General features: G+C 65.2%; 18 protein-coding genes. 11 read left to right on the top strand and 7 right to left on the bottom strand.

Annotation, left to right across the window (positions count from 1 at the left end; genetic code table 11):
- From H5T73_12265 to H5T73_12250, 4 genes are all read right to left on the bottom strand, one after another.
- Positions 1-1,001 (bottom strand): AMP-binding protein (locus H5T73_12265; protein MBC7248534.1); only part of this gene is annotated, 1,001 nt, incomplete at its 3' end.
- Positions 1,002-1,086: 85 nt separating this feature from the next.
- The gene (locus H5T73_12260; protein ID MBC7248533.1) at positions 1,087-2,328 is read right to left on the bottom strand and encodes an acyl-CoA dehydrogenase family protein; all 1,242 of its coding nucleotides are present in this window, start codon (positions 2,326-2,328) and stop codon (positions 1,087-1,089) included.
- Between the two features lie 97 nt (positions 2,329-2,425).
- A complete protein-coding gene (locus H5T73_12255; GenBank protein MBC7248532.1) occupies positions 2,426-4,237 on the bottom strand; it encodes an AMP-binding protein in 1,812 nt (603 codons plus the stop codon).
- Positions 4,238-4,586: 349 nt separating this feature from the next.
- Complete coding sequence (locus H5T73_12250; GenBank protein ID MBC7248531.1) at positions 4,587-5,765, bottom strand: lipid-transfer protein; 1,179 nt, start codon at positions 5,763-5,765, stop codon at positions 4,587-4,589.
- 609 nt (positions 5,766-6,374) lie between these two features.
- On the opposite strand from H5T73_12250, the gene pcrA reads away from it, so the two are divergent.
- A complete protein-coding gene (pcrA, locus tag H5T73_12245) occupies positions 6,375-8,543 on the top strand; it encodes a DNA helicase PcrA (GenBank protein MBC7248530.1) in 2,169 nt (722 codons plus the stop codon).
- Positions 8,544-8,697: 154 nt separating this feature from the next.
- Here the strand turns inward: pcrA and H5T73_12240 are convergent, their stop codons facing one another.
- Positions 8,698-9,432 carry a zinc ribbon domain-containing protein gene (locus tag H5T73_12240; GenBank protein MBC7248529.1) on the bottom strand — a complete coding sequence of 245 codons (735 nt, stop codon included), beginning with the start codon at positions 9,430-9,432 and terminating at the stop codon, positions 8,698-8,700.
- A gap of 367 nt (positions 9,433-9,799) precedes the next feature.
- Here H5T73_12240 and H5T73_12235 point away from each other — a divergent pair, with 367 nt between their 5' ends.
- From H5T73_12235 to H5T73_12210, 6 genes are all read left to right on the top strand, one after another.
- Positions 9,800-10,291 carry a gamma carbonic anhydrase family protein gene (locus H5T73_12235; protein ID MBC7248528.1) on the top strand — a complete coding sequence of 164 codons (492 nt, stop codon included), beginning with the start codon at positions 9,800-9,802 and terminating at the stop codon, positions 10,289-10,291.
- Between the two features lie 85 nt (positions 10,292-10,376).
- Positions 10,377-11,600, top strand: a complete 1,224-nt coding sequence (locus H5T73_12230) for a thiolase domain-containing protein (protein MBC7248527.1) — start codon at positions 10,377-10,379, stop codon at positions 11,598-11,600.
- A 2-nt stretch (positions 11,601-11,602) separates the two neighbouring features.
- Positions 11,603-12,130: a Zn-ribbon domain-containing OB-fold protein gene (locus tag H5T73_12225; protein MBC7248526.1), complete on the top strand. Its 528-nt coding sequence runs from the start codon at positions 11,603-11,605 to the stop codon at positions 12,128-12,130.
- Positions 12,131-12,290: 160 nt separating this feature from the next.
- Entirely contained in the window at positions 12,291-13,769 is a 1,479-nt protein-coding gene (locus tag H5T73_12220; protein MBC7248525.1) for a class I SAM-dependent methyltransferase, read from the top strand.
- A 302-nt stretch (positions 13,770-14,071) separates the two neighbouring features.
- On the top strand, positions 14,072-15,238 hold the full coding sequence (locus H5T73_12215) for an acyl-CoA dehydrogenase family protein (protein MBC7248524.1): 1,167 nt from the start codon (positions 14,072-14,074) through the stop codon (positions 15,236-15,238).
- Between the two features lie 154 nt (positions 15,239-15,392).
- The gene (locus H5T73_12210) at positions 15,393-16,529 is read left to right on the top strand and encodes an acyl-CoA dehydrogenase (GenBank protein MBC7248523.1); all 1,137 of its coding nucleotides are present in this window, start codon (positions 15,393-15,395) and stop codon (positions 16,527-16,529) included.
- A 209-nt stretch (positions 16,530-16,738) separates the two neighbouring features.
- Here H5T73_12210 and H5T73_12205 read toward each other — a convergent pair whose 3' ends face one another.
- Positions 16,739-16,891, bottom strand: a complete 153-nt coding sequence (locus H5T73_12205; GenBank protein MBC7248522.1) for a hypothetical protein — start codon at positions 16,889-16,891, stop codon at positions 16,739-16,741.
- Between the two features lie 73 nt (positions 16,892-16,964).
- Here H5T73_12205 and H5T73_12200 point away from each other — a divergent pair, with 73 nt between their 5' ends.
- From H5T73_12200 to H5T73_12190, 3 genes are all read left to right on the top strand, one after another.
- A complete protein-coding gene (locus H5T73_12200) occupies positions 16,965-19,388 on the top strand; it encodes a S8 family serine peptidase (GenBank protein MBC7248521.1) in 2,424 nt (807 codons plus the stop codon).
- 291 nt (positions 19,389-19,679) lie between these two features.
- Positions 19,680-20,303 (top strand): TetR/AcrR family transcriptional regulator, encoded by a 624-nt coding sequence (locus tag H5T73_12195; GenBank protein ID MBC7248520.1) that lies wholly within the window; start codon positions 19,680-19,682, stop codon positions 20,301-20,303.
- Between the two features lie 193 nt (positions 20,304-20,496).
- Positions 20,497-21,615 carry a saccharopine dehydrogenase NADP-binding domain-containing protein gene (locus H5T73_12190; GenBank protein MBC7248519.1) on the top strand — a complete coding sequence of 373 codons (1,119 nt, stop codon included), beginning with the start codon at positions 20,497-20,499 and terminating at the stop codon, positions 21,613-21,615.
- Positions 21,616-21,740: 125 nt separating this feature from the next.
- Here the strand turns inward: H5T73_12190 and H5T73_12185 are convergent, their stop codons facing one another.
- A complete protein-coding gene (locus H5T73_12185) occupies positions 21,741-24,545 on the bottom strand; it encodes a DUF11 domain-containing protein (protein MBC7248518.1) in 2,805 nt (934 codons plus the stop codon).
- Positions 24,546-25,215: 670 nt separating this feature from the next.
- Between H5T73_12185 and H5T73_12180 the strand changes: the two genes are divergently transcribed.
- Positions 25,216-25,616 (top strand): helix-turn-helix domain containing protein (locus H5T73_12180; GenBank protein ID MBC7248517.1); only part of this gene is annotated, 401 nt, incomplete at its 3' end.

Here is a 25,616-nt window from a genome sequence, read left to right as displayed (position 1 = left end):
CGCAGGAACTCCTCCGCCTCGAAGCGGCGCATGATCACCGCGGTGGCGCCAAGGAGCATCCAGGGGGCCCAGGCGACGATGGTGCCGGCGTGGTACATGGGGGTGACGATGAGGCTGCGGATGTTGTGGTGTACCGGGTCGAATATCTCGCTGCCCCCGTACCAGTAAAGGAAGCTGAAAGCCTTTATGCTGTACTTGAGAAAGGTGGCGAAATCCGTGCGCGGGGGCTCGGCTATGTCGGAGAGCAGGTAGCCGAAACTGTCGAAGAAATTGGAGCTCTTGGGGATGCCCGTCGTCCCCCCGGTATAGGGGTTGAGGGCGACGATGAAATCGCTTTCGGGCTGTCTGTCGGGATGCCGGCGCAGCAGCTCCTCGTAATCCAGGATGCCCTCGGGAGGCGCTTCCCCGCCCACCATGACGTAGTGCTCCACGCTGGGCAAGCCCTCCCTGATGGCGAGGACCTCGTCGAGGAACTCCGCGTCGAAGATGAGCACCCTGGGCTTTCTCAGGTTGATGGCGACGCGCAGCTCCTCGCCGCGCAGGTGCCAGTTCACGAAGGGCATGGGCGCTCCCGTGAAGGAGCATGCCCAGAAAGCCTCCAGGAACTCCGCGGAGTTGTAGAGCATCACCGCCACCGCTTCCTTGGGGCGCACCCCCATTTCATGCAGGGCGTTGGCCAGCCGGAAGACGCGCTCCCTCAGGCTGCCGAAGTCGTAGCGTTTGTCTCCGTCCACCACCGCCTCGCGTCCTCCGAGGGTGGTCCACATGCCCGCAATGACGTTGGGCATGATCTTTCCCATCTTGTTGCGGGCCAGGTACTTCAGGTTCGCGACCGGACCCTCGCCCCCGCGTAGGGCGTGACCCACGAGGCGGAGCAGGTTACCGCCCCCGCCCAACTGCCTGTAGAGCGTTTTTCCGAACCCCCGCGTCTCCTCCATGCGGAGGAGCGACGGGGATGCTTTCAGGAGTCCCACCAGCGATTTCTCCGCCATCTGCGCCATCACCGAGTCACCCCCAAGGTATCCTTCGCCGTGTCCGGAGCCATGTCAAGGTATGCCGCCGCATGCTTCAGGGAACCCGCCTTGCCTAGGCGTAGGCGGCGAAACCCTTGCCCAGGAGCTCGCGCCCCACGATGAGCTTCTGGATCTCGCTGGTCCCGTCGGGTATGGTGAGCATCCTGGCGTCCCGGAAATAACGCTCCAGCGGGTATTCGTCCGAAAGCCCCACGCCCCCGTGGATCTGTATGGCGTCGTAGGCCACCTTCACCGCCGCATCACAGGCATACCCCTTGGCCAGGGACGAGTACATGCGCGCCTGGGGGTCCCCCGTTATCGCGGCCCAGAGGGCCTTGTAGCCGAGCAGGCGCGAGGTCTCCGTGAGAGCCGTCATGTTGTAAAGCATCTCCTGGATGAGCTGGAATTTCCCTATGGGCCTCCCGAACTGCACCCTTTCCTTGGCGTATTTCAGGGAGGCGTCGAGCGCCGCCTGCGAGATGCCGGCCGCGGAGAGGGCCATGCCGCTGCGCAGGAAAGCGAAGATGATGTTCTCCATGCCCATGCTCAGCGCGTTGCTGATAAAGCGGGAGGACTGCATGTCGGAGACCTTTGCCGGGTCGCCGCCCAGCTCGCGGACGCGTTCCGCGTTGCCCATGGTGCTGGCGATCATGGTCATCAGGTTGTTCTCCCTGGGGACCCGGCAGTTGTCGAAGTAGACCTCGCCGGTGGGTGCGGCCCTCCAGCCCAGCTTGTGCAGGTCGCTGCACTCGAAGGGCGAAACCTCCTTTTCCACCAGCAGGAAGACCCTCTCGCCGTTCTGGTCGTTTGCCACCAGGAGGCACAGGTCGGCGACGGGGGCGTTGCTGATCCAGGTCTTGGTGCCGTTGACCACGTAGGAGTCGCCGTCGAGCACGGCCGTGGTGCGCATGGCCCGGTTGTCGGACCCCGCCTCCGGCTCCGTGATGGCGTAACAGCCGATGACCTCGTTTTTCTCAACGCGCCCCATCCAGCGCTTGCGCATGTCCTCGGAACCCAGGATAACCAGCCCCGCGGGGAAGGAGAGGGCGACAAGGGCGGCGGCGCTGGGCCACACGCGGAACATCTCCTCCACCATGATCCCTATGGTGATGGGATCCGAGCCCAGGTCCTTGAGGCTCTCCAGGTCGAACCCGATGCCCACCTTCTTGAAGCGCCGCATCAGGTCCAATGCCTCCTCCCTGTTCATGGGGCCTTTCTTCTCCTGCGGCTCGACCAGGGGTTCTATCTCCTTTTCCAGGAATTCCCTCAGGCTGTCGCGGAACATCCTCTGACTCTCGTTGAAGCCGAAATCCATGTCACAACCTCCTTACCGCTTCCAGGCTTCCTCCTTGCCGCTTCTCGACTTCCGCAATCGCCGGCATCGCCGGGCCCGGGAGCCGCTCCCGCTCCCCTCACTGCTCCCCTGTGCCCCGCTCCTCCCGGCGTTCCTCCAGTCGCTCCTCCCGGCGTTCCTCCAGTCGCTCCTCCCGGCGTTCCTCCAGGACCTTCTCCTTGACCGCCGCGCGCAGCACCTTGCCCACGGGGTTGAGGGGCAGTTGCTCCACGAAATCGACGACTTTCGGTCGCTTGTAGCCGGCCATCCTTCCCCGGCACCACTCGAGGATCTCCTGCGGGGTGGCGCTCTCCCCCCCTTTAAGCTGTATTACGGCGCAGGGTATCTGGCCGTAGGTCTCGTCGGGAAGGCCGACCAGGCAGGCGCGTTCCACCTTGGGGTGTTCCTCGAGGATCTCCTCCACCTCGTGTGGGAATATCTTCTCGCCGCCCGTGGAGATGACCTCCTTTTTCCGCTCCACGACCTTTATCTCGCCGTTCTCGTCCCGGTAGCCGAGGTCCCCGCTGTAGAACCAGCCGTCCCTTATCACCTCGCGGGTCTTCTCGGGCTCCTTGTAGTAACCCTCCATTATCCAGGGGCTGCGGTAGATGATCTCGCCGATCTCCCCGGTCCTCACGTCCTTGCCCTCCTCGTCGACCACTCGCACCTCGAGGCCGGGAAGGGAACGGCCCACGCTGCGGTCGCGCAGGTGTTCCGCGTCGCTGTCTATCCTGATGGTGGCAACGGGGGTCATCTCCGTCTGGCCGAAGGCGTCCAGCAGGAGCGCGTGGCGGAAGTTCCGCAGGATCTCCGCCTTGAGCTTCGCCGGGCAGACCCCCGCACCTGTGATGAGCAGCATGAGGCTACTGAGGTCGTACTCGCCCAGGTTCTCGACCGCCAGGAGCTTCTGCCACATGGTGGGGACCATCCACATGCAGGAGGGTTTCTCGCGTGCGATGATCTCGAGCACCTCCACGGCGTCGAAGCGCGGGTTCTCGGTGAAGACGAGGGTGAAGAGCCCCGTCTGTACCCAGAGGCTCTCCATGATGCCACCGAAGGAGGCCATGTGGAAGAGGGGAGGGACGCAGAGGAACTTGAGGGTGATGGGCAAACGGCCCCTCCTGCGCTTGACGAAACGCGTCACCGCCCCGGGGGCGCGCTCGCTCAAGAGGCGCTTCACCGGCGGGTAGCGCATGATGGCGCCGCACGCGCCGCTGCCCAGCATCTTTCCCAGGAGCCTGCCTCCGCGCACCGGGAGGACAAGGTTGGGTATCCGGATGTTGGGAAGGTTTACCAGCAAGCCCGCCAGGAGCCCATCCAGGTGTTCCATGTAGTGGCGGTATGTGGTGACCACTCCCTTGGGAAGGCCGGTGGTGCCCCCGGTGTAGATGAGGGTGGCCACGTCGTCCGGGCCCACCTCGACGCCGGGTTCGCGCGGGGAGCCTCTCTCCACCAGGTCCTCGTAGCGCAGCATCCCCTCCGGCGCCGCTCCCGCCACGACGTAATGGCGCACCTTGGGCATGCCGGGCATGGCCGCCTTCACCTCGTCAAGCCAGGCCTCCTCGCAGAGCAGCACCGCGGCGTCCGAGTGGTCCACCTGGAAGGCTATCTCCTTGCTCACGAAGCGATAGTTGAGAGGGGAGGGTACCGCCCCGATCTTCTGCAGCGCGCAGGCGCTTTCCACGAACTCGGGGCAGTTGTGGAACATGAGGGCCCCCTTGTCCCCCTTTCCTATACCGAGCTCGCGCAGGGAGTTTGCCAGGCGGTTCACGCGCTCGTTCAGGCGCTCCCAGGTGATCCTCCTGCCGCCGTAAACGACGGCTTCCCCCCGAGGATTGCTTTCCGCGTAGGTCTTGAGCAAGTCGCCGAAGACGTTCAAAGCCGCCCCCATTCGCGCCTTCGCGGGAAAGTCGCCTTCTTTCTTCCGTCAGGTTTCCGCAAGGGTGGACGCCCCGCGAGTATTCGCATGTATTATAACAACGTTTGCGAAAAGCCGTCCCCTCGCGACTCCGCGCGTGGTGCATGCGGAGGCGAGAGCGGGGTGGCCTTATCCCTCTCCCTGCCGGGGGGATTCCTCCCTGCCGGGGGATTTCGCCGCCCATCCGCCTGCGTGCGCGGTCACGCGCCGGAACCCCGCCAAACCTTCAAGGCGCCATGCGCATGTCCCGGTGAAGGCGGGGCAGGTGCCGCGGAATCCGGAAACCGGCAGGTTCCCGGTACATGGCGTTGCCGGGGACCGGTCAGTTCCTGCTGTACATGGTCACGACCACGCATCCGCCGAGGCCGATGTTGTGTTGCAGGCCGACCCTGGCGCCCTCCACCTGGCGGACGCCCGCCTCGCCGCGCAGCTGCCATACCAGCTCGGCGCACTGCGCCAACCCGGTGGCCCCAAGGGGATGTCCCTTGGAGAGCAGGCCTCCAGACGGGTTTATCACGTACTTGCCCCCGTATGTGTTGTCGCCGTCCTCGATGAACTTCTCCGCCGTGCCCTCCGGGGTGAGGCCCAGGGCCTCGTACGAGATGAGCTCGTTGGAGGTGAAGCAGTCGTGGAGTTCGATCACGTCGATGTCCTCGGGGCCTATGCCCGCCTCCTCGTAAACGGCCCTGGCGGCGTTCTTCGTGAGGTCGTAGCCCACGATGCGCATGGGGCTGTCCTCGAAGGTGCTCGGGAAATCCGTCATCATCGACTGGGCCACGATGCGCACCGGGTTCTTTATCCCGTGCTTGGCGGCGAACTCGTCGGAGCAGACCACCGCCGCGGCCGCCCCGCAGGTGGGCGGGCAGCACTGCAGGCGGGTGAGGGGAGGGGCCTGCATGGGGGAGGCTAGGACCTCCTCCACCGTCAACTGGTCCCGGAAGATGGCCCTCTCGTTGTACTTGGCGTGCCGGCGCGCCTTGACGGAGATCTTGGCGAAGGTCTCGTCCTTGGCGCCGTATTTCTGCTGGTACTCGAGGCCCGCCCCCCCGAAGAGCTGGGCGGTGGGAGCCGCACCGGGTATTACCGGCACGAAGGACCACAGTTTCTCGAAGAACTTGAACATGGGTATGGGGCGGTCGCTGAAGACCACCCCCAGGGCGCCGGGGGACATCTGCTCGAAGCCCAGCGCGAGGGCGCATTCCACCACGCCGGTGCCCACGGCCTGGCGGGCCAGGAAGAGGGCGTTCGACCCGGTGGCGCAGTTGTTGTTCACGTTGAAGATGGGTATCCCCGTCATGCCCATATCGTAGAGGACCATCTGCCCGGCGCAGGAGTCGGCGTAGACCCACCCCGTGTACGCGTGCTCGATCTCATCGTAGGTGACGCCCGCGTCCTTGAGGGCGTCGAGCGTGGCCTCCCTGGCCATCTCGGTGTACGGCCGCTGTGCCTTGGGCGAGGTGAACTTGGTCATGCCAACGCCGATCACGTTCACGTTTCTCATGGCTACCCCCTTCGCGATATCCATCCTCCTGCCTTGCTGCAGTCCCGGCATCGTCCGTGGAATACCGGGCCATGAAGCCGGCCTGGGAAGCGGCGGCGGGTCCTTACGTCTGCCCGACTGCCACCCGCAGGCGCGGCATCCATAATGTTAACTCTGTGTATACATATTGCCAAAAGGCGGGCTCTTGCGCAACCCCCCACGTGTTGGGTGTCATTGGGTGTCATACCGGAGGGGCACCGGGGCAGTGATCTGAACGGGTGACAGTGAGATCGGTGTGCCGAAGAGGGGTACTTTTACGGCCGCTTCCAGGGCGGAAGAAGCCGGGAGCCTTCTCGCAACGCTGCCAGTGTCATTTCCCTGTAATATATCCATGAGGGACCCCGTGGTTGACCGTGATGTTCCGCGAAGGACCGTGATGGATTCACATTGGGAACACGGGGAGCGTCCAAAGGCGGATGGTGGCGGACGCACGGCAATGATAGACGGTGGATCATGGTCAGGCGTGACGGAATGCATGGCGGGCCCCGTGGCGGGCCGTGTTGGGCGCGCGGATAGGAGGTTGTTCACCGCCGGACGTGCGGAGAAACGGGACGGGAGCGGAAAAGCGTCATGAAGGGAAGGGAAGAGGAGATCCTCGAGGGGTTGAACCCCGAGCAGCGCGAGGCCGCTTTGTGCTTCGACGGTCCCCTGCTCATCCTGGCGGGCGCGGGGAGCGGGAAGACGCGCGTGCTCACCTACCGGGTAGCCCTCCTCACCGCCTTGCGCGGCGTGGACCCCGGCCGCATCCTCGCCATAACCTTCACCAACAAGGCGGCGGAGGAGATGCGCGGCAGGATACACCGGCTGGTGGGGCCGCGCGCCGCCTCCATCTGGATCTCCACCTTTCACTCCGCCTGCGCGCGCATCCTGAGACGCGAGGCCGAGAGGTTGGGATACGGCAGCAACTTCGTCATCTACGACGACGAGGACCAGCTGCGCATGGTGAACCGGGTGATGCGCGACCACGACATGGACGTCAAGCGCTTCCCGCCGCGCCTCGTCCGCTCTCTCATCGAGCAGGCGAAGATAGACATGGTGGACGCGGACGCGTACCGGGAGAGGGTGCACGACGACCTCGGCGAGGTGGTCTCCTCCGTTTACAGGTCCTACCAGGAGCAGTTGCTGCGCAACAACGCCATGGACTTCGACGACCTTCTCCTCAATACCATAGCCGTTTTCGAGCTCTTCCCCGCCGTGCTCGGCCATTACCAGGAGAGGTTCTCGTACATAAACGTGGACGAGTACCAGGACACCAACCCGGCGCAGTACCGCTTGGTGAGGTTGCTCGCCGGGGGGCACCGCAACCTCTGCGTGGTGGGCGACGACGACCAGGGCATCTATTCCTGGCGCGGCGCAGACCTGCGCAACATCCTCGAGTTCGAGCGCGACTTCCCGGATGCCAGGGTGGTGCGGCTGGAGAGGAACTACCGCTCCACCCGCGTCATCCTGGAGGCGGCCAACCACGTGGTGTCCCGCATCGCGGGCCGCAAGGAGAAGAGGCTGTGGACGGAGCGGGAGGAGGGGGAGCCCATAAGGTACCTCTTCGCGCCGTCGGGGATGGAGGAGACGGCCTACGTCGCGCTGGAGATCAACCGCCTCCTCGAGGAGAGGGGTTACCACCACCGCGACATCGCCGTATTCTACCGCACCAATGCCCAGTCGCGGCCCTTCGAGGAGGTCTTCCTGCGTTTCGGCATCCCCTACAAGATCGTGGGCGGTTTCAAGTTCTACGAGCGCAAGGAGGTGAAGGACGCCATCGCCTACCTCAAGTTCCTCCTCAACCCCCACGACGCGGTCAGCCTGCGCCGCATCGTCAACGAGCCGCGCCGCGGCATCGGAGACACCACCCTCGCCCACCTGGAAGATCATGCGAGGAGAGAAGGCCTTTCCCTGTGGGAGGCCATGCAGCGTGCGGAGGAGGTTCCCGGCCTGGGGACCGCCGCGCGCTCCCGGGTGGCGAGCTTCGTCGAGCTCATGCGGGGGCTGGCGGCGCGCAGGGAGGAGATGGATGTCCCCGGGTTTTTGCGCGAGGTGTTGGAGAAGAGCGGGTACCTGGAGGCGCTGCGGGCGGAGAAGACCTTCGAGGCCGAGGGGCGCCTGGAGAACCTGGAGGAGCTGCTCGGCGCCGCCGCGGAGTTCTTCGCCGCCCATCCCGGGGAAGGGCTGGACGCCTTCCTGGAGCGGACTTCCCTGGTGGCGGAGATAGACCTCTACGACGAGGAAGAGGGGGCGGTGACCCTCATGACCCTGCACAACGCGAAGGGGCTGGAATTCCCGGTGGTCTTCATAGTGGGCATGGAGGACGGCGTCTTCCCCCACCTCCGCTGCATGGGCAGCGAGGAGAGCATGGAGGAGGAGCGGCGCCTCTTCTATGTGGGGGTGACCAGGGCCAAGGACCTCCTCTACCTCACGGGGGCGGCCTCGCGCTCCCTCTACGGGGACGTAAAGGTGAGCCCGCCCTCGCGCTTCCTGCGGGACATACCTTCCAGGTACCTGGAAGTGGTTTCCATGGCCCCTTGGGAGGCGGGAAGGGGCGCTGTGGGAGAGGGCGCGGGCATCGCGGCGGATGCCCTTGCCGCCTCCTACCGCGTGGGCGACCGGGTCATGCACGACGTGTGGGGGGAGGGCATGATCATCGCGCTTTCCCGCGGCAGGGGTGGTCCGGAGGTCACCGTCAATTTCCCGGGCGTGGGGGAGAAACTGCTGCTGCTGCAGTATGCGCCCCTGAAGAAACTCTAGGCAGGGAGGTCAGGCACGGGGGTTCAGGAGCGGGGATTAGGGCCCATCCTCCGCCCGGGCACTCCCGTCATACGGGTTACCGTTATGCGACCGGCAGCGGCACCGCCATGCCGGCCGGCTCTTTGCCGGGCGGCAAGGCCTCGCCCCGCGAGCTTCACTTTATCATCTTCATGGCCTTGAGGAGCGACTGCACGGCGCGGGATCCCGCGCGGCGCATGACCTCCATCTGCCCCTGGGGGGAGATGGAGAAGTTCTCGTCCAGGAAGGCCCCCGCGGTGTCGAAGGGTTCCAGGCCCTCTCCGGACCCCCGGCCCACGATACGGTTCTCGCGGTTGTCGAGGAGGAAGGCGCTGAGCTGCACGAAGCCGAAGCCCGCGTCCACGCCCGTTCCCGAGCTGTGCAGGCGCGGGTAGCGGAAGAAGAAGTAGTTTATCTCGGGAAGAAAGAGGTACTCTGGGTCGTAATGGCTCTGTATGATCACGAAGAGCTCCGTGGGCATATCGGCCGCCTGCTCGCTCACGCGCGCCACTTCCTCAGGGTCGGGTATCTCGTAGAAGGCAAGGGGGTCAAGGCATTCCTTGACCAACTGCGGCAGCATGCGTTCCGCCTGCTTGAAATAGGATTCGCGCTGGCTGGATATGAGGCGGTATTTCTCCATGTCGCTCTGCATGTAGATCTGGCAGCCGATGGCCAGGGACGTGTCCAGCGCTCCGTCCCTTTCCACCATTTCGCGGTATTCGCCCAGTGATTCCGGATCCTGTTCGCTCTCCACGAAGGGCATGATCACTATGCGCATGCGGGGGACCAGCTTGCTGCCGCAGCCGGTGCAGAACTCGGCGCCCTCCTCCCCGTAGGTGGAACAGCGGGGACAGTAGAGTTTTCTCGACACCGTTCCTCCCCTCCAAGTCACGAGCACCGTTTCCGGTTTCATGTCGGGAAGCGCCGCCAGGCCTCTTCCCGGGGCCGTCGATTCCGTTGCTTTTATCGTCCCCGCAACACCTTTTCTTGAGGAAAGAGGCGCGATGTCGCGGCGCGCGGCGGGCTACGCGCGGGCGCTGCGAGGGAGGCGCCAGGTGCCCGGGTGCCTAGTGCCCAGGTGCTCAGGTGCCTAGGTTCATAAAAGCTCCGCGCGATGTTATAATACCTTGTCGTTTTCCGGCATGAAGACTCCCCGGCGGCTCGCGTCCCGTGCGCGGGGCGGGGGACCGGGAATTCCGTAGGGATAGCGGTAGGAATACGTGGGGAGGTAAAAGGAGATGCTGATCCCTTACCATGATAAGACGCCGCACGTATCTCCCGACGCCTTCCTGGCTGAGGGCGCGCAACTCATAGGCGACGTTCGCGTGGGTTCCCATGCCAGCATCTGGTACAACGCCGTGCTGCGCGCCGACCGGGGAGAGATCGTCGTGGGAGATTATTCCAGCATCCAGGACTGCTGCGTGCTGCACGGTCCGGTGACGGTGGGAAGCTACGTGACCTGCGGCCACGGCTCCATCCTGCACGGGGCCACCGTCGAGGACAACTGCGTCATAGGCATGAACGCGGTCGTCCTGGACGGCGCGGTGGTGGGACACGGCAGCGTGGTGGCGGCGGGAGCGGTGGTGCCGCAGGGCATGAGCGTCCCTCCGCGCTCCATGGTCGTAGGGGTTCCGGCGAAGGTGACCAAGGAGCTGCCGGAGGAGAACGAGGCGAAGCTGCGCGAGATAGCCCGGGCCTATTTCGAGTACGCGCGGCCGCACATGCCCTGACGAGGGCACGCCGCGGCATGAGCGTATACAGGCACATGCCCCTGTAAGAGCAGTCGTGCGAGCAACTGGCAGAGGAGGGAATCCTATGGAGGTACTGGACAGGAAACGCAGGGTATTCGTGCTGGGAGGGGGCATCTCCAAGTTCGCCGCCGAAAGAACGGACGGCAACATGCGGGACTGGATAAACGAGGCGGTCCTGGAAGCCCTCGACGACGCGGGAGTGAGGATCGAGGACATCGAGCACAGCACCACCAGCTATTTCAGCGACCACTTCGACAAGCAGCTGAAGGGCGGCGCCATCTTCCACGACAACATAGGCATGTGCCCCAAGCCCAACGTGCGCGTGGAGGGGGGCGGCGCCACGGGAGGGCTGGCCATCCGCAACGCCTACGCCTACATCATGTCAGGCCTCTGTGACTCCATGATCGTCTTCGGTGCCGAGAACATGGGAAGGCACGTGCCCTCGGACGTGGCCCAGCAGTTCATCGCCCTGGCCTCGGACACCGACTGGGAGGTGCAGGTGGCGGGGTTCTACATCGCCTACTACGCCATGATGATGGTGGCCCATATGGAAAAATATGGCACAAAAGAGGAACAGTTCGCGCTGGTGAGCGTGAAGAACCACCGCAACGCCATGTACAACCCCAAGGCGCACTACCCCATGGACATCACCGTCGAGGACGTGATGAAGTCCCGCATGATCACCTACCCCTACAAGCTGCTGGACAACTGCCTGCTCTCCGACGGGGCGGCTTGTCTCATATTCGCCACCGAGGAGTGGGCGAAGAAACACTGCGCGACATGGGAGAAGAAGCCGACCATAGAGATGACGGGAACGGGGTGCGGAACGGATTTCATGCGCATGGCGGACCGTCCCTTCCCCTATCCGGGCATAACCCACTTCCGGGGCAAGCGGATGGCGGCGGAGCAGGCTTACCGGATGGCGGGGGTGAAGAATCCCCGCGAGGACTTTGACTGCTTCGAGGTGCACGATGCCTATTCCGGGGTGGAGCTGGTGAGCTACGAGGACCTCGGTTTCTGCAAGGAGGGGGAGAGCGGGGCCCTGGCGGAAAGGGGTGTCTTCGACCTGGGCGGCGAGCTGCCCACCAACACCTCGGGAGGCCTCATCGGCTTCGGGCATCCCGTGGGGGCCACGGGCATCGCGCAGGGCGTGGAGATCCTGCGTCAACTGCGCCAGGAGGCTCACCCCAGGCGACAGGTGGAGCTGAACGCCAGGCGGGGGGGCATGGATTCCCACGGCGGAACCGGCACCTTCTGCGTGGTCAACATCTTCGAAAGGAGGGACTGAGGATGGGTCTCGAACTCGTGGAAAACCTGCTGGAGGTCTTCACCGCCGAGGACCCCATGCCCTTCGACCATCCGCAGGGCGATCCCTGGAAGGACTTTCGCGAGATAATGCGCGTGGAGCTGAAGATGGAGTTCAGCTACCGCCACGTCCTCGGGAAGTATTCCAAGTTCTTCATCGAGCTCGCCAACGGAAGGTTCCTGGCCACGGAGTGCGGCAACTGCGGCAAGGTCTGGGCCATCCCGCGGCCTTTGTGTCCCGACTGCCTACACGTCACCGCCTGGAAGGAATTGCCGGGAACGGGGACACTCGAGAGTTTTTCCGTCTCCTATTTCGTCCCGGCCTTCATGAAGGTGGAAACTCCTTACATCCTGGCCATGGTCAAGCTGGACGGCGCGGACACCCTCTTCACCCACCAGTTGCGAAATTACGGTGAACTGGAGAAGGTGAGGGTGGGCATGCCGGTGAAGGTGGCCTACGCCACGGAGAAGGTGTCTCATCCCATGCTCCTCATGTGGTTCGAGCCAGCATGATGAAGATGGAGGCGAGGGGAGGGGAAGCCCTCCCCTCTTTTACTGCGGCGTGGCGGGTCGCGGTTGCGCACCGGTGTTCGAGTATGGAAAGGCGTGGTGCGTCCGCCGCTTGAGCATGGAAAGGCGTGGCGGGTCGGGGTAGCGCCCCCGGTGTTCGAGGATGGACGAAGAGATAGCTTCCCTCTTGAGATGCACGTCATGCGGCGCGGAGGACCTGCGCCGCGTCCAGGCCGCTCCCGCGGGAGCGGGGGAAGAGGCGGCGATGTTCACCTGCTCCGGTTGCGGCCGCGCTTACCCGTTGAGGGACGGCATGCTCGACTTCCTGGCGGACCTCTCGCCGGAGGCGCGCCGGGAGAGAGGGGCCTGGGAGTCCCTCATGCCTCCCCTGCCGACGACGGAAGAGGAGAGGGAGAAGGCCAGGAGGTCCGTCCTCGCGCTGCCCATGCTGGAAGGGGAAGGGGAAGGAAAGGAGCGTGAGACCTGGCGCCGCCACGGGCGGGAAGCCTTTTCCCTCTGCGCAAGCATCGACTGGAATGGCAAGCGGGTGATCGAGCTGGGCGCCGGGAGGTGCTGGCTCTCCGCCCACCTGGCGCGCGAGGGGGCCTGCGTGGTGGCGGTGGATATACTGGACGACCCGGTCATGGGGCTTGCATGTGGCAGGTATTACCATGAAGAGGGCGTGCGCTTCGAACGGGTGCTCTGCGACATGCACCGCCTTCCCTTCCGGGACGCCGCCTTCGACGCGGTCGTGGCCACGGCCACCCTGCACCATTCCCCCGACCTACCGGCGTTGCTGCGCGAAGCGGCGAGGGTGCTCAGGCCCGGGGGGCTCCTCCTGGCCGCCAACGAGCCCCTCTACCTCCCCTTGCGCAGGAGGACGGAGGAAGAGAGGAGGGGAGCGCACGAGGGCGCCTATCCCCTCTGGTCGTGGCTGGCGGTTCTGATGAGGGAAGGGTTCCGCGTGATGGAGGTCAGGGTGGGCGAGGAGGCTTCCCTCCACGTGCGCGCCGCCCTCGCGCAGGAAGGCAGGGCCGCCCTCCCCGGGGGCCTGGCGCGCGCCTCCCTGCTCTACGCCTCGCAGCTCGCTCTCGCCCTGCCGCGCGGCGCCTTGGAAGGAGCACGGGCTTTCATGGCCGGGAGGCCCGTGCGCCCGGCGGCGCCCGACCGCTTGCAATACCTGCTCGGGCGCATGGGCATGCGGCGCCTGCCCGAGGCGGCGCGGGCGGGGGAGGAGGGCTGCTGGGGACCGGGGTGGTACCCGCCGAGCTGCGAGGAGGTCCCCTTCCGCTGGTCAGGGCCGCGCGCGCGCATCCTGTTGCCCCCTGCCGCGGACGCGGGATGGCTGGTACTGGAAGCGGGCACCTTTCACCCCAATCCCCGCTACGAGCCCGTGGAGGTGGAGGTCCGGGCCGGGTGCAGGCGGCTGGGGAGCATACGCATCGAGGAGAGGGATTTTAAGCCGCACCGGCTGCGCTTGCCCCGTCGCGGCAACCGCCGCTTCCCCCTCTCCATAACCCTGCACGTGAAGAGCGGCTGTTTCGTGCCCTGCGAGAAAGGCATCAACGACGACCCGCGCCTCCTGGGGGTGGCCCTGCGCGGCGCCTGGCTGGAAGGCGAGGAAGGCCGGGCACCGGGTTAACGCGCTCGCCCGGCGCCGCGCGCCCTTCCCGTGGGCCGGTGAACCGGGAGATGAGACCTCGCGGCAGCCGACCCCGTGGTCACCCGGGCTCGTCGGGCTTGGGATGCGGGGAGGGGACGGCGGGGCGTTTCGCGGCCCTTCGCTGCTTTGAATAACAAGTATCACTTAATATATAATCCTGTGGTGGCGTCGTCGTCCTTGTGATACGTGCGCCGGAAAGGGAAGTGCCCCGCACGGGGTCCGGTCACTTCCCGGAAAGGACTGAGGCGGACCTGCGCATGAGATGAGGCAGGGAGTTCGTGATGAGGCAGGTGAGGGAGTTGCTGTTCGACCTGGACGAGGAGAAGAAGCTGTTCCGCGGCACGGTGAGGGACTTCGCCGAACGGGAGATACGTCCCCACGTAGACCACCTCTGGGAAACAGGCGAATTCCCATATGACATCGTACGCAAGATGGGCGAGCTCGGCCTGCTGGGCATACCGTGGCCGGAGGAATACGGGGGGGCGGGAGGCGATTACCTCGCCTATGCCGTGGCGGTGGAGGAACTGGCCCGCGTGGACGGTTCCTGCGCGATCACCGTGGAGGCGCACATCTCCCTCGGCTCCGCGCCTTTCTATTATTACGGAACGGAGGAGCAGAAACGGGAGTGGCTGGTCCCCCTGGCGAAGGGCGAGATGCTCGCGGCCTTCGGGCTGACCGAGCCCGAGGCCGGTTCCGATGCCGGCAACACCAGGACGACCGCGCGGCTCGAAAGCGGGGAGTGGGTGATAAACGGCACCAAGTGTTTCATCACCAACCCGGGCACGGAGATGAGCGGCGTGGTCACCATCACGGCGGTCACCGGGATACGGCCCAACGGAAGGAAAGAGATATCCAATATCTTCATCCCCCGTGGGACCCCGGGATACAACATCGCTCCCAGGTACAGGAAGATGGGCTGGCACGCCTCCGACACGCGCGAGCTCAACTTCGTGGATTGCCGCGTTCCCGAGAAAAACCTGATAGGCAGGCGGGGAGAAGGATTCAGGCAGTTCCTGGATTGCCTGGACGGCGGACGCGTTGCCCTGGCCGCCCTGGCGGTGGGCACGGCGCAGGGGGCGTTCGAGGAGTCCCTCCGCTACGCGAAGGAGAGGGTGCAGTTCGGCCAGCCAATAGGAAGATTCCAGGCCGTGCAGTTCATGTTGGCGGACATGGCCATGGAGATCGAGCTGGCCCGCAACATCACCTACAAGGCGGCGGCCATGCGCGATGCCGGGTTGCCCCACGGCAAGGAGGCGTCCATGGCCAAGCTCTACGCCTCGGAGATGTGCAACCGCGTCGCGGGCACCGCGGTGCGCATCTTCGGGGGCTACGGGTTCATGGAGGAGTACCCCGTGTCCCGCTACTTCCGCGACGCCAAGGTGCTGGAGATAGGGGAGGGCACCTCGGAGGTACAGAGGATGGTCATCTCCCGCGAGCTGGGGCTGTAGATGCCGCGGATCTACGGGGAGCGCCCGCGGCGGCCCGCATGGCGCCGCGGGAACGCGCAACGGGGCGATGGCAAAGGGAAGATTGTTATATAATGCGGGATGATGCGGACGTCGAAACTTGGAGAGGCGGTTTCTTGAAAGAGGAGGAAATGCCATGTACGAGCTGACCGAAGAACAGAAAATGTTGCAGCAGACGGTTCGTCAGCTGGCCAAGGAAAAGGTCGAGCCGCGCGCGGCGGAGATAGACGCCAAGGGGGAGTATCCCTGGGACATGTTCGAGCTGCTGCGGGACAATGACCTCCTGGCCCTCTGCTTCCCGGAGGAATACGACGGTGCGGGTGCCGACCTCTTGAGCGTCTGCATCGCCATCGAGGAGCTGGCGCGGGTGTGCACCAACACCAGCCTCATCCTCGGCGTCAACAAGCTGGGCTCCACCCCCATCATGCTGGCGGGTAACGAGGAGCAGCTGAGGAAGTATATCCCTCCCCTGGCCCGCGGGGAGAAGCAGTGCGCCTTCGGGCTCACCGAGCCCGGCGCCGGCTCGGACGCGGCCGCCATGTCCACCCGCGCGGTACGCAAGGGCGATGTCTACGTGATCAACGGCCAGAAATGCTTCATCACCAACGGGGGCATCGCCGACACCTATTCCATCTTCGCCAAGACGGACGAGAGTTCCGGCGTCAAGGGCATCTCCGCCTTCATCGTGGAGAAGGACTTCCCGGGCTTCGAGGTGGGCAAGATCGAGCACAAGATGGGCATCCGCGGTTCCCAGACAACCGAGCTCGTCTTCACCGACATGGAGGTGCCGGCGGAGAACCTGCTGGGCAAGGAGGGCGAGGGCTTCAAGATAGCCATGATGACCCTGGACCGCACCCGTCCCACCATAGGGGCCCAGGCGGTGGGGATAGCCCAGGGAGCCCTCGACCACGCGGTCTCCTACGCCAAGGAGCGGGTGCAGTTCGGCGGCCCCATAGCACGCCTGCAAGGCATACAGTTCATGCTCGCCGACATGGCCATGCAGATCGAGGCGGCGCGCCAGCTGGTCTATTATTCCGCCGCCCTGGTGGAGAGGGCGGGACGCGAGGCCTCGGCGGTCTCGGCCATGGCCAAGTGCTTCGCCAGCGACGTGGCCATGAAGGTGACCGTGGACGCGGTGCAGGTGCTGGGCGGCTATGGGTACATGGTCGAGTACCCGCTGGAGCGCATGATGCGCGACGCCAAGATCACCCAGATCTACGAGGGCACCAACCAGGTGCAGCGCGTGGTGATAGCCCGGCATCTCCTGGGCTGAACGGGTCGCGGCTCGCCTCAAGCATTTGAGTATGACCAGGGGAGGGGCCTTCGCCCCTCCCCTGACCTTTCCCCATCCTTCTTCCGGCGGCCGGGCCGCCGGGTAACGGTCTCGCTCGGCGCCGCATTCCTTTCTCAAAAACAGTTGATGGCCGGGAGATCCAAGGAAGGGTTCCGGTGCCGGACCGAGCGGCGGCTTTAACGGTGCCGTCAGCCGTTGGTAACGCATAAATCCCGCCGGAGAGCGATGTCATCCCAAACCATCTCGCACGAGCCAATAAGAGAGACAGGAGGGATGCTCATGGCCGCCAGGAAGGGGATCAGGAAGGGCATTAGGGCTTTCTTAAGGTTGACGTCTGCCATGGCCGTTCTTGTTCCCGCCCTTTTCGTGTTCCCGGCTTTTTCCATGTCTGCGGGCGCATCACAAGAGCAGGGATTGGAAGGTGAGGGTGAGCGGGAAGCGGGGCGGGTGCTCGTGGCCTGGGAGGAAGGTGTCTCCGCGCAGGCACTCTACTCGCTTATCACCGCGCGGGGGACGGCCGTGAAGGCGTTGCGGGACTGCCCCGGCCTGGCCGAGGAAACGGCCGGAGGCCGCTGGAAGGCGCCTGGTTTGCAGTCGGTCGAGCTCCCGCCGGGCGTTTCCTTCTCCCGGGCGAAGGAGGCCCTGGAATCCCTTCCTGGCGTGCGTTACGTGGAGGAAGACGCGGTGGTGAGCGTGGATGTCGCATCCGGCGACCCCTATTATGCGCGGCAGTGGCACCTTCCCCGCATAGGAGCCGAGAGGGCATGGGATGTGAGCCGGGGCGACGCGGGAGTAACGGTGGCGGTCGTGGACACGGGCGTGGATCCTTCCCACCCGGAGCTCGCGGGAAGGGTCCTTCCCGGCCATGATTTCGTCGACGATGACGATGACCCGTACGACGAGAACGGGCATGGGACATGGGTGGCGGGGATCGTGGCTGCGGCAGGCGACAACGGCGTGGGCGTGGCCGGCGTGGCCTGGCGGGTACGGATTCTTCCCGTGAGGGTCCTGGACGAGAACGGGCAGGGTTACTACAGCGACGTGGCGGCCGGTATCCGGTACGCCGCCGACCACGGGGCCGTGGTCATCAACCTCAGCCTGGGAGGGGCGAACTTTTCGCGTGCCCTGCAGGAGGCTGTGGACCACGCGCGTTCCCGGGGCGCGCTGCCGGTGGCCGCGGCGGGGAACGAGGCCGCGAACAAGCTTGACTATCCCGCGGCCTGCTCCGGGGTGATCGGCGTGGGGGCCAGCGACCGCAACGACCTCCCGGCTTCCTTCTCCAACCGGGGGGATGGCCTGGACATCGTGGCGCCCGGCGTCTCCGTCTTTTCCATTCAACCTGGGGGAGGATATGTTTCCATGAGCGGCACGTCGGCGGCGTCGCCGCAGGTTTCCGGCGCCGCGGCGCTCCTGCTCTCCGCGCGTGGACCGCTCACGCCGCAAGAGGTGGAGGGGAGGCTTCTTTCCGGCGCTCGCGACCTGGGGGCGCCGGGCCGCGACGATGCTACCGGGTGGGGCCTGCTCCAGGTGGACGGGGCATTGGGGGTGAGCGGAGGGGACACGGGCGCCGGAGGGGGCGACGGAACGTCCGGGGAAGGCTGGTACCTGGCCGAAGGTTACACGGGACCCGGTTTCGATACCTACATAGCCGCGGTGAACCCGGCGGATGATGCATGCGAGATGCGGTTGGACCTCTTCGGGCCGCAGGGACCCCTCTATTCCCGGGGCACGGTGATCCCCTCTCACGCGCGCATCACCTTCCACGTGAACGAGCTGGTGCCGCCGGGAGACGTGGCCGCCAGGATATCCCTGCCCCCGGGCTCACCCGTCCGCGTGCAGCGTTCCATGTACTTCGATTACCGCGGCATAAGGGACGGCCACACCTGCGCAGCCTCGCGCGCCTCCCGGCAATGGTACTTCGCCGAGGGCTACACCGACCCCGGCTTCGACACCTACCTCGTGATGCTCAACCCGGAATACCGGGAGGCTCGGGTGCGCGTGGAGCTACTCCTGCCCCGGGACGTGAAGGTACTGGAGATCGCTGTCCCTCCCCGTACCCGCCGCACCATGAGGTTGAACGACGTGGTGCCCGGCGTGGAGTTCTCCACTTCCCTCCAGAGCGACGTGCCCGTGGTGGCCGAAAGGGCCATGTACTTCGATAGCCGGGGCAGGAAGGGAGGTTCGGTGGCAGCGGGGGCGGCGGCAACCTCGCAGGGTTGGTACTTCGCCGAGGGATATACCGGTGGCGAATTCGACCAGTGGTTACTCCTCTCCAATCCCTCCGGCGTAACGGTGACGGCCGACGTATCCTTCCATCGCCGCGACGGATGCATCATCCGCCGCGAGGCCACCCTGCAGCCCCGCTCCCGGGCCACCCTCCACGTGGACGAGATACCCGGGCTGGAGGAGACCGAGGTGTCCACCTCCGTCTCCGCAGCCGCCCCGGGGGTGGTAGCGGAGCGGGCGATGTACTTCCGCTACACGGGGAGCATGGGAAGTGTCGACGGCGGGCATGTGGCCGCCGGCGCGGCGGCACCCGACTCCCGGTGGTATCTCGCCGAGGGATATACCGGCCCCGGGTTCGAGAGCTGGCTCCTGGTCGATAACCTGGAGGACGTGGAGGTGACCGTCAGGATCACTCTCTACGGCGAGGGCGGGAGCGTTGTGGTGCGGGACTATCGCGTGGGGCCGCATTCCCGCTTCACGGTGAAGGAGAACGACCTCCTGTCCGGGCAGGGAGTCAGCGCCGAGGTGCAGGCGCCGGAGGGAGTGCGCCTGGTGGTGGAGGGGGCCTACTATTTCCTCTTCCAGGGGAGGATCGGCGGCGGGAGCTGCTGAGAACGGGAGCGCCGGGCATCCTTCGCGTGGAGTGGTCCCCTTCCAGGGGAGGATCGGCGGCGGGAGCTGCCGAAAAGGGGACATGCTCGCCCTCCGGGATAAGCCCGCAAGCCAGGACGCTGCGCCTTCATGTCGGCGCTGTCAGGGTTGAAAAAAACACGCTCCCTTGACGGCGGAACCGGCGCCGTGTACAATCCGATTATATCGACCGGATGGTCGGTCGATAAATACCACGCGACGGAAGGCGCCGGCCACCCAGGCTCCGGCACGGTCGGGGAGAGGGGGATCGCCGTGGCAAGGCGGGAAAACCCGCTTAAGGGGGAACGGGAAAAACAGATAAAACAGGCGGCTCTCAGGCTCTTTTCGCGGCGTGGCTTTCACCATACCACCATAGCGGACATCGCCGAGGAGGCAGGGCTCGGAAAGGGTACCATATATTGGTATTGGAGGTCAAAGGAGGAACTGGCCTTCGCCCTGGTCGAGGACATGCTCGACGCCTTTCTCGCGCTGATAAGGGAAGAGCAAGGCAGGGAGGGACCCTTCCACGAGAAGATGCGCAGGCTCGTGGATGCGGCAGCCGACCTTTACGCGCAGGAGAAGGAACACTGCCGGCTGCTGTGGAAATTCCGCGCCGACAGGCACTACATCTTCAACCAGGAGTACGTGAGGGCGGTGACCAGTTATTACCAGGAGATGCGGACGCACCTTTCCGCCATGGTCCGAAGGGCCCTTGAGGATGGGGAGATCGCGGGCATCGATCCCGACAGGGCGGCGCTGATCATCCTGGGGATAACGGAAGGCCTGGAACTGGAGTGGCTGGAGAACGAGGACTTCGACCTGCGGGAAAGCCTGCATGTCGTGCTGGAGAACCTTTTTGAGGGCCTGCGCCCGGGAGACCGGCGAGGTTCGGGGTAGGGCTGGGGAAGAGAAGGGACGCGGGGATAAAAGGCAAGAAATGCCGTGACCCCGGGGAGATGGCGGGCGTTGAGAACATTCCAGAGGGGGAGCCGGGACGAGAGTCGGAGCGGGAACCGGAAGGGGAGCCGGGACGAGAGCCGGAAAGGATGGTAGCGGGAATAAGCCGCGTGTCGAGTGAAGGAGGGAGAAGATGAAGGTGATCGCGCTGGGAGGAGCGGGGGCCATGGGGCGCACCGCGGTGAGGGACCTGGCGGCGGAGCCGGAGGTGGAGGAGCTGGTCATCGCCGACTACAACCTGGCGGAAGCGGAGAAGCTGGCCCGGGAGCTGGGGGATAAGTGCCGGGCCGTGCAGGTGGACGCCAACCGGCACGCGGACCTGGTGGAGCAGGTGCGCGGTTACGACGTGGCCCTGGGGACGGTGGGTCCTTTCTACAAGTACGAGGCAAAGATGATCCGTGCCTGCGTCGAGGCGGGGACCGGCTACGTGAGCATCTGCGACGACTACGACGCCGCGGAGGAAGCCCTCTCGCTGGACGGCGCCGCGCGGGAGGCGGGGATCACGGCGGTCACGGGAGTGGGGTGGACCCCCGGCATCACCAACGTACTGGCCCGCAAGGCGGCGGACGAGCTCGACGAGGTGGACGAGGTGGCGATTTCCTGGGGTTGCCATGCGTCGGACACGGCCGGGAAGGCGGTGACCCTGCATTACCTGCACGCCGTGACCGGCATGATACCCAGCTTCATGGACGGGCGCATCGTCCGCGTGCCTGCCGGTTCTGGGCTGGAGAGGGTGCGCTTCCCGGAGCCCGTGGGGGAGATCGACGTCTTCCACGCCGGCCACCCGGAACCCATCACCATGCCGCGCTTCATCAACGCGCGCACCGTGACCCTGAAGGGGGGGCTGGTGGAGGGTTACCTGGTCGGCCTGAGCAACCTCCTGGTCAGATTGCGCCTCACCGACACGGTGCGAAAGAAGGACATCTTGGGCAACGCCTTCAACGCCGTCCTGCCCTACCTGGAAAACATAGGAAAGCCGCCGGAAACCTGCTCCGCCTGCCGGGTGGACGTCACGGGGAAGAAAGACGGGCGCTGGACGCACATCGCCTACGGCGCCGCCGCCCACATGGACGTCCTCACCGGCATACCAGCGGCGGTGGGGGTGCTGCTGTTGGGAAGGGGCAGGGTGGAGGTGAAGGGGGTCACCGCCCCCGAAGCCTGCTACCCCCCGGACGAGTTCCTGCGCATGATCGCGGATAGGGGGGTGCGCCTCTACCGCGGAGACGCCATGCGGGAGCCCCTGGAGCTTTAGTCCGAGCAGGCAACGGCGGGGGGATGACCCTGCAGCCGTAAACCGAAAAGCACGGACGAGCATGTGACTCCGTTCACGGTCGCCACCGGCTGCCCGGCTCCGTGCGCGCCCGACCGTTCCCGTTCTCAGTAGCCGACGATGTTGTGGCCCCCCTGGCTGCGGCCCATGGGCCCCCCGTAATCGAAATACATGGCCCTCTCGGCCAGTATGGAGGGGCTGCCGTCCAGGCAGGTGACGCGGATGGAGAACTCCAGGGAGGGCGTTCTAAGGAAATCGTTGGCATAGACGGTGTTGCGGGAGTGGGGCTCCAGTACCAGGTCCTGGGGGATGACCCCCCCTCCCCGCAGGACGTACTCCACGCGCACGGGTTTTCTCCCTGCCGCGGTGTTCTGGATGAGGAGCCAGGTCTGGAAGAGCGAGCCGGGGTTTCCCGTATATCCTTCGGCGAAATAGAACTCCTGGGCGGGAGCGGCGGCCGCTAAGCTGTTATGCCCTCCCCTCCAGGTGTTCCGGTAGTCGAAGTACATGGCCCTCTCGACCACCACGGGTAGGTCAGCGTGCACGTGCGCGCTGATCATCTTCTCCTCGCCCACGTCCTTGTCCGCGCTGATGGTCAGCCTTCCCATGGAGGGCACGGAGTGGCGCACCTCCCTGGTGCTCCCGTCCGGGAACATGTAGGTGACCGACACCGAGGTTTCCCGGCTTTCCTGGTTGGAAACGAGGATCCAGGTATCGAAGCGGCTTCCCGCCCAACCCGTGTAGCCCTCCGCTAGGTACCAGTCGGTGCGGGCGCCCGTGGCCGCCTTGCCCGTATGCCCTCCGTCCCAGACGTTGTTGTAGCGGAAGTACATGGCCCTTTCCGCCACCACGGCGCGGTCGCTGCGCAGGTGGGCGCTGACCTCCTTCCCCTCGCTGAGCTCCGCGTCCACGGAGATGCTCGCGCGGCGGCGCCCCGGCACGTGGTAGGTGCGGGAGGTGTGAGCCCCTCCCGGGAAGAGGTAATCAACGGTCACCTCGGCTGGGGAGGTGTCGGGATTGAGGAGGCAGATCCACTCCTCGAAGGGACTCCCGGGAGTGCCCGTGAAGCCCTCCGCGAAGAAGAGGTCCAGCGAAGGGGCGTTAACCCCCAGGGCCGCGTCTCCACCCAGGATACCCCGGTGCCGGTAATAGAGGGCACGCTCGCATACGAAGCCGCCGTTCCCCTGCACGATGGCGGCCACCCCGCTCTCCCCGGGCACGAGGGAGTTCGCGTAGACGGTGACGCGGCTGTGGGCGGGTACCTCGACAGGGAACGAACTTTCACGGCCGCCCTCGTTGAGGAAGGTCACGCTCGCCTGCACCGCGTCTCCCTCCATGTTGCTCAGGAGCAGGTACTCGTCGAAGCCCGGCTGGGTGCTCCCCTCCGCGAAATACCAGGTGGTGGGGAGCTGCGAGGAGGAGGTGTTCACGCAGGAGGCCTCCACGGTCTCCAGGCCGTCCGCCGTGGCCCGCGCCACGTTGCGCACGGAGGCCCCCAGGGGAAGGTCGTCCCCCACCTGCACGGTGAGGGTGGCCACCGCCTCTTCCCCGGGGGCGATGATGCCGGGTGGCTCACCGGGAGAGTTGACCGCCATGCCGGAGACCAGGGGCGAGGCGCCGCCTATGTCGGGCACCGGCGTTCCGTTGAGGGTGGTGCTGCCTGAAACGTAGCTGGTATATCCCGGTGGCCCGTCCGTGATGGCCGTTCCCGTGGAGGAGAGATACCCGTCGTTGCGCAGCCTCAGCGTGTAGGTGATGACCGAGCCGCGGTTTACCGCCCCCGGGGGAGATGCGGTCTTATCCAGGACCAGTTGGGCATACGGGGAGAAGGCGTAGCCGATGGCATAATTTTCCACTGGGGTGTTCGTCCTGCCGTTGAACCACATCTTGAAGCTGGCGGCATCGCCGTGCCCGTCGAAGCCGGTCGGGCTGTAGAGCACGCTGGGAGTGTAGGTACGCACGTTGCGCCAGGGGACACCGTCGCTGACGTGGAAGATGGGATTCGCGGCGTCCTTCGTCCAGGTGATGCCGTCCGCGGAGACGGCATGGCCGATGCCCTCGTGGGCCGCGGATACTCCCCCCGAATACCAGAGGTGCCACTGTCCGGAGCCGTCCCTCAGCACCTCCCCGCTGGTCACATAGTTGCTGTCCCATTCCCCCGGCGCCCCCAGCCCCAAAACGGGGGCATCGCCGTAACGCGTCCAGTAGTTGCCGTCGGCGCTGTAGGCTAGGCCTATGACCTGCACCCCGCCGGTGGTGCCGTCGAAGTACATGGTGAAGGAGTAGTCGAAGGGGTTCCCCCCGCTGTTGGAGGCGCCGGGGTTGTAGAGGACGGACACCGGGCCGTAAGTGCCTCTGTTCCAGTCCGGCCAGGTCCCGGTGACCAGCGGGTGGGACGGGTTCTGGGAGACCGCCTGGTCGTTGACCCAGTTCACCCCGTCCGCGGAATCCGCGGTGCGCATGTTTTCTATCCTGTAATCCATGACCCCCGTCCAGTACCATATCTTGTAATAATAGGGACCCGCGCCGTATCCCTCCGGAACGTAGACCACCTTGGCGTGATATCCGCCGGATTGGATGCCCTGCAGCTCTACCGGGGCGCTCCAGCTCTTGCCGTCGTCGGAATAGGTCACCGCCTCGTTGTGCGCGGCACCCGGCTCGCTCCCGTAGCCCCCGTACCACATCTTGTAGTAACAGGATGCCCCGTGGCCTGAGAACCCGGCGGGGTCGTAGATCACGCTGGGGTAATAGGCACGGTGGCCGGCCGGATCGTAGATGGGGTTGGGGGAATACTCTATGAGGTCAGCCGCGTCCGCCAGCGCCTGGCCCCTTCCCGTGGCGAAGGCGGCCAGTGCCAGGACAAGGCAGAGCGAAACGCGGATCCCCAGGCGCATCAGCACCCCGGTTTTCATATTCCCTCTCACGCATTCCTGCCGGCGCGGATCTGCTGCGACGTCACGTTATCCTTTTCCACAGGCAAGTCCTTTCTGCCCGCCGCGTTTTTTCAAGGGCCCGAGCCCCTTAAGCGTCACCCGCGGGAGCCGCTTGCTGCGTCCCCGCCCGGCGGTGAAGCCATGGGGTGGGCGTATGCACTCCTTACGGTTCCCATATCGGTGCACGGGCTATTATTTGGCGAAAATCCGGCAAATGGCCAGTTACGGGGGTTTACGGGGCTTCAGGGCGCGTGAACGGTTATACGACAATGCGATGCGGGGGTGAAGACATGCGGCTTTTACCGGCGAGCGGGGGGAGACCTTGAGGTAACCGGCCGGCAACGGCAAGCGAGCGTGGGTGCGAGAACGGAAATCGGACCGAGCGCATGACCCCCAGTGATCAAACGCCACCCCCATTGGACGGGGTCCTGTCAAAGCAGCGGATCTAACGGTGGGGGAGGGGCGAGCGTTTATGCCGAAGAGCATCGCGCCGGATTTCGGCTCTAAAAACGTAGAACATCCTCCTTCATCGCTTCGGCATGCGGTTTCAGGGTTGAAGAAGCGCGGCGAGTGCCCGGGTTCAGAAACATGGTGGACACCCCCTATACTTGCTTTGTGTAAAAAAGAAGCAGAGCAAGGAGGTGTCCAAATGAAGGGTTCAGTTGGAACCACTACTAGTATCTACCACACCAGGCTTCCCCATCAATGGGAGTTGGAGAGAATGATGGGCGAGGTCCTCTCCAGGGAGGCCAGAAGGAGGCTGCGCTGGATAGAGCACTTTCGCAGCTGCGGAAATGCCAGGATGACCTGCCGCCACTTCGCCATCTCCCCCACCACCTTCTACAAGTGGCTGAAGAGGTACCTGAAACGGGGGCTCAGGGGACTGGAGGACCTCCCCCGCACCCCGAAAAGGAAAAGGGTCTCGGAGATCCCCTGGCAGACGATCCAGCTCATCTGCGACTTAAGGAGAGAGCACCCCGCCTGGTCCAAGCACAAGATAGCGGTGATCCTCAAGAGGGACTACGGCATCCGCCTTTCTTCCTCCAGCGT

The organism is Actinomycetota bacterium (assembly GCA_014360655.1).
In the GTDB taxonomy this organism is placed as follows: Bacteria; Actinomycetota; Geothermincolia; order Geothermincolales; family RBG-13-55-18; genus JACIXC01.
The sequence above is the reverse complement of the archived record's forward strand: the minus strand, read 5'-3'. Positions and strand labels throughout refer to the sequence as shown.

Excerpts from the sequence above, each read along its gene's own strand:
- H5T73_12260 (MBC7248533.1), bottom strand. The coding sequence starts at position 2,328 with ATGGATTTCGGCTTCAACGAGAGTCAGAGGATGTTCCGCGACAGCCTG.
- H5T73_12255 (MBC7248532.1), bottom strand. The coding sequence starts at position 4,237 with ATGGGGGCGGCTTTGAACGTCTTCGGCGACTTGCTCAAGACCTACGCG.
- H5T73_12250 (MBC7248531.1), bottom strand. The coding sequence starts at position 5,765 with ATGAGAAACGTGAACGTGATCGGCGTTGGCATGACCAAGTTCACCTCG.
- pcrA (MBC7248530.1), top strand. The coding sequence starts at position 6,375 with ATGAAGGGAAGGGAAGAGGAGATCCTCGAGGGGTTGAACCCCGAGCAG.
- H5T73_12235 (MBC7248528.1), top strand. The coding sequence starts at position 9,800 with ATGCTGATCCCTTACCATGATAAGACGCCGCACGTATCTCCCGACGCC.
- H5T73_12230 (MBC7248527.1), top strand. The coding sequence starts at position 10,377 with ATGGAGGTACTGGACAGGAAACGCAGGGTATTCGTGCTGGGAGGGGGC.
- H5T73_12225 (MBC7248526.1), top strand. The coding sequence starts at position 11,603 with ATGGGTCTCGAACTCGTGGAAAACCTGCTGGAGGTCTTCACCGCCGAG.
- H5T73_12220 (MBC7248525.1), top strand. The coding sequence starts at position 12,291 with ATGGACGAAGAGATAGCTTCCCTCTTGAGATGCACGTCATGCGGCGCG.
- H5T73_12215 (MBC7248524.1), top strand. The coding sequence starts at position 14,072 with ATGAGGCAGGTGAGGGAGTTGCTGTTCGACCTGGACGAGGAGAAGAAG.
- H5T73_12210 (MBC7248523.1), top strand. The coding sequence starts at position 15,393 with ATGTACGAGCTGACCGAAGAACAGAAAATGTTGCAGCAGACGGTTCGT.
- H5T73_12205 (MBC7248522.1), bottom strand. The coding sequence starts at position 16,891 with ATGGCAGACGTCAACCTTAAGAAAGCCCTAATGCCCTTCCTGATCCCC.
- H5T73_12190 (MBC7248519.1), top strand. The coding sequence starts at position 20,497 with ATGAAGGTGATCGCGCTGGGAGGAGCGGGGGCCATGGGGCGCACCGCG.
- H5T73_12185 (MBC7248518.1), bottom strand. The coding sequence starts at position 24,545 with ATGAAAACCGGGGTGCTGATGCGCCTGGGGATCCGCGTTTCGCTCTGC.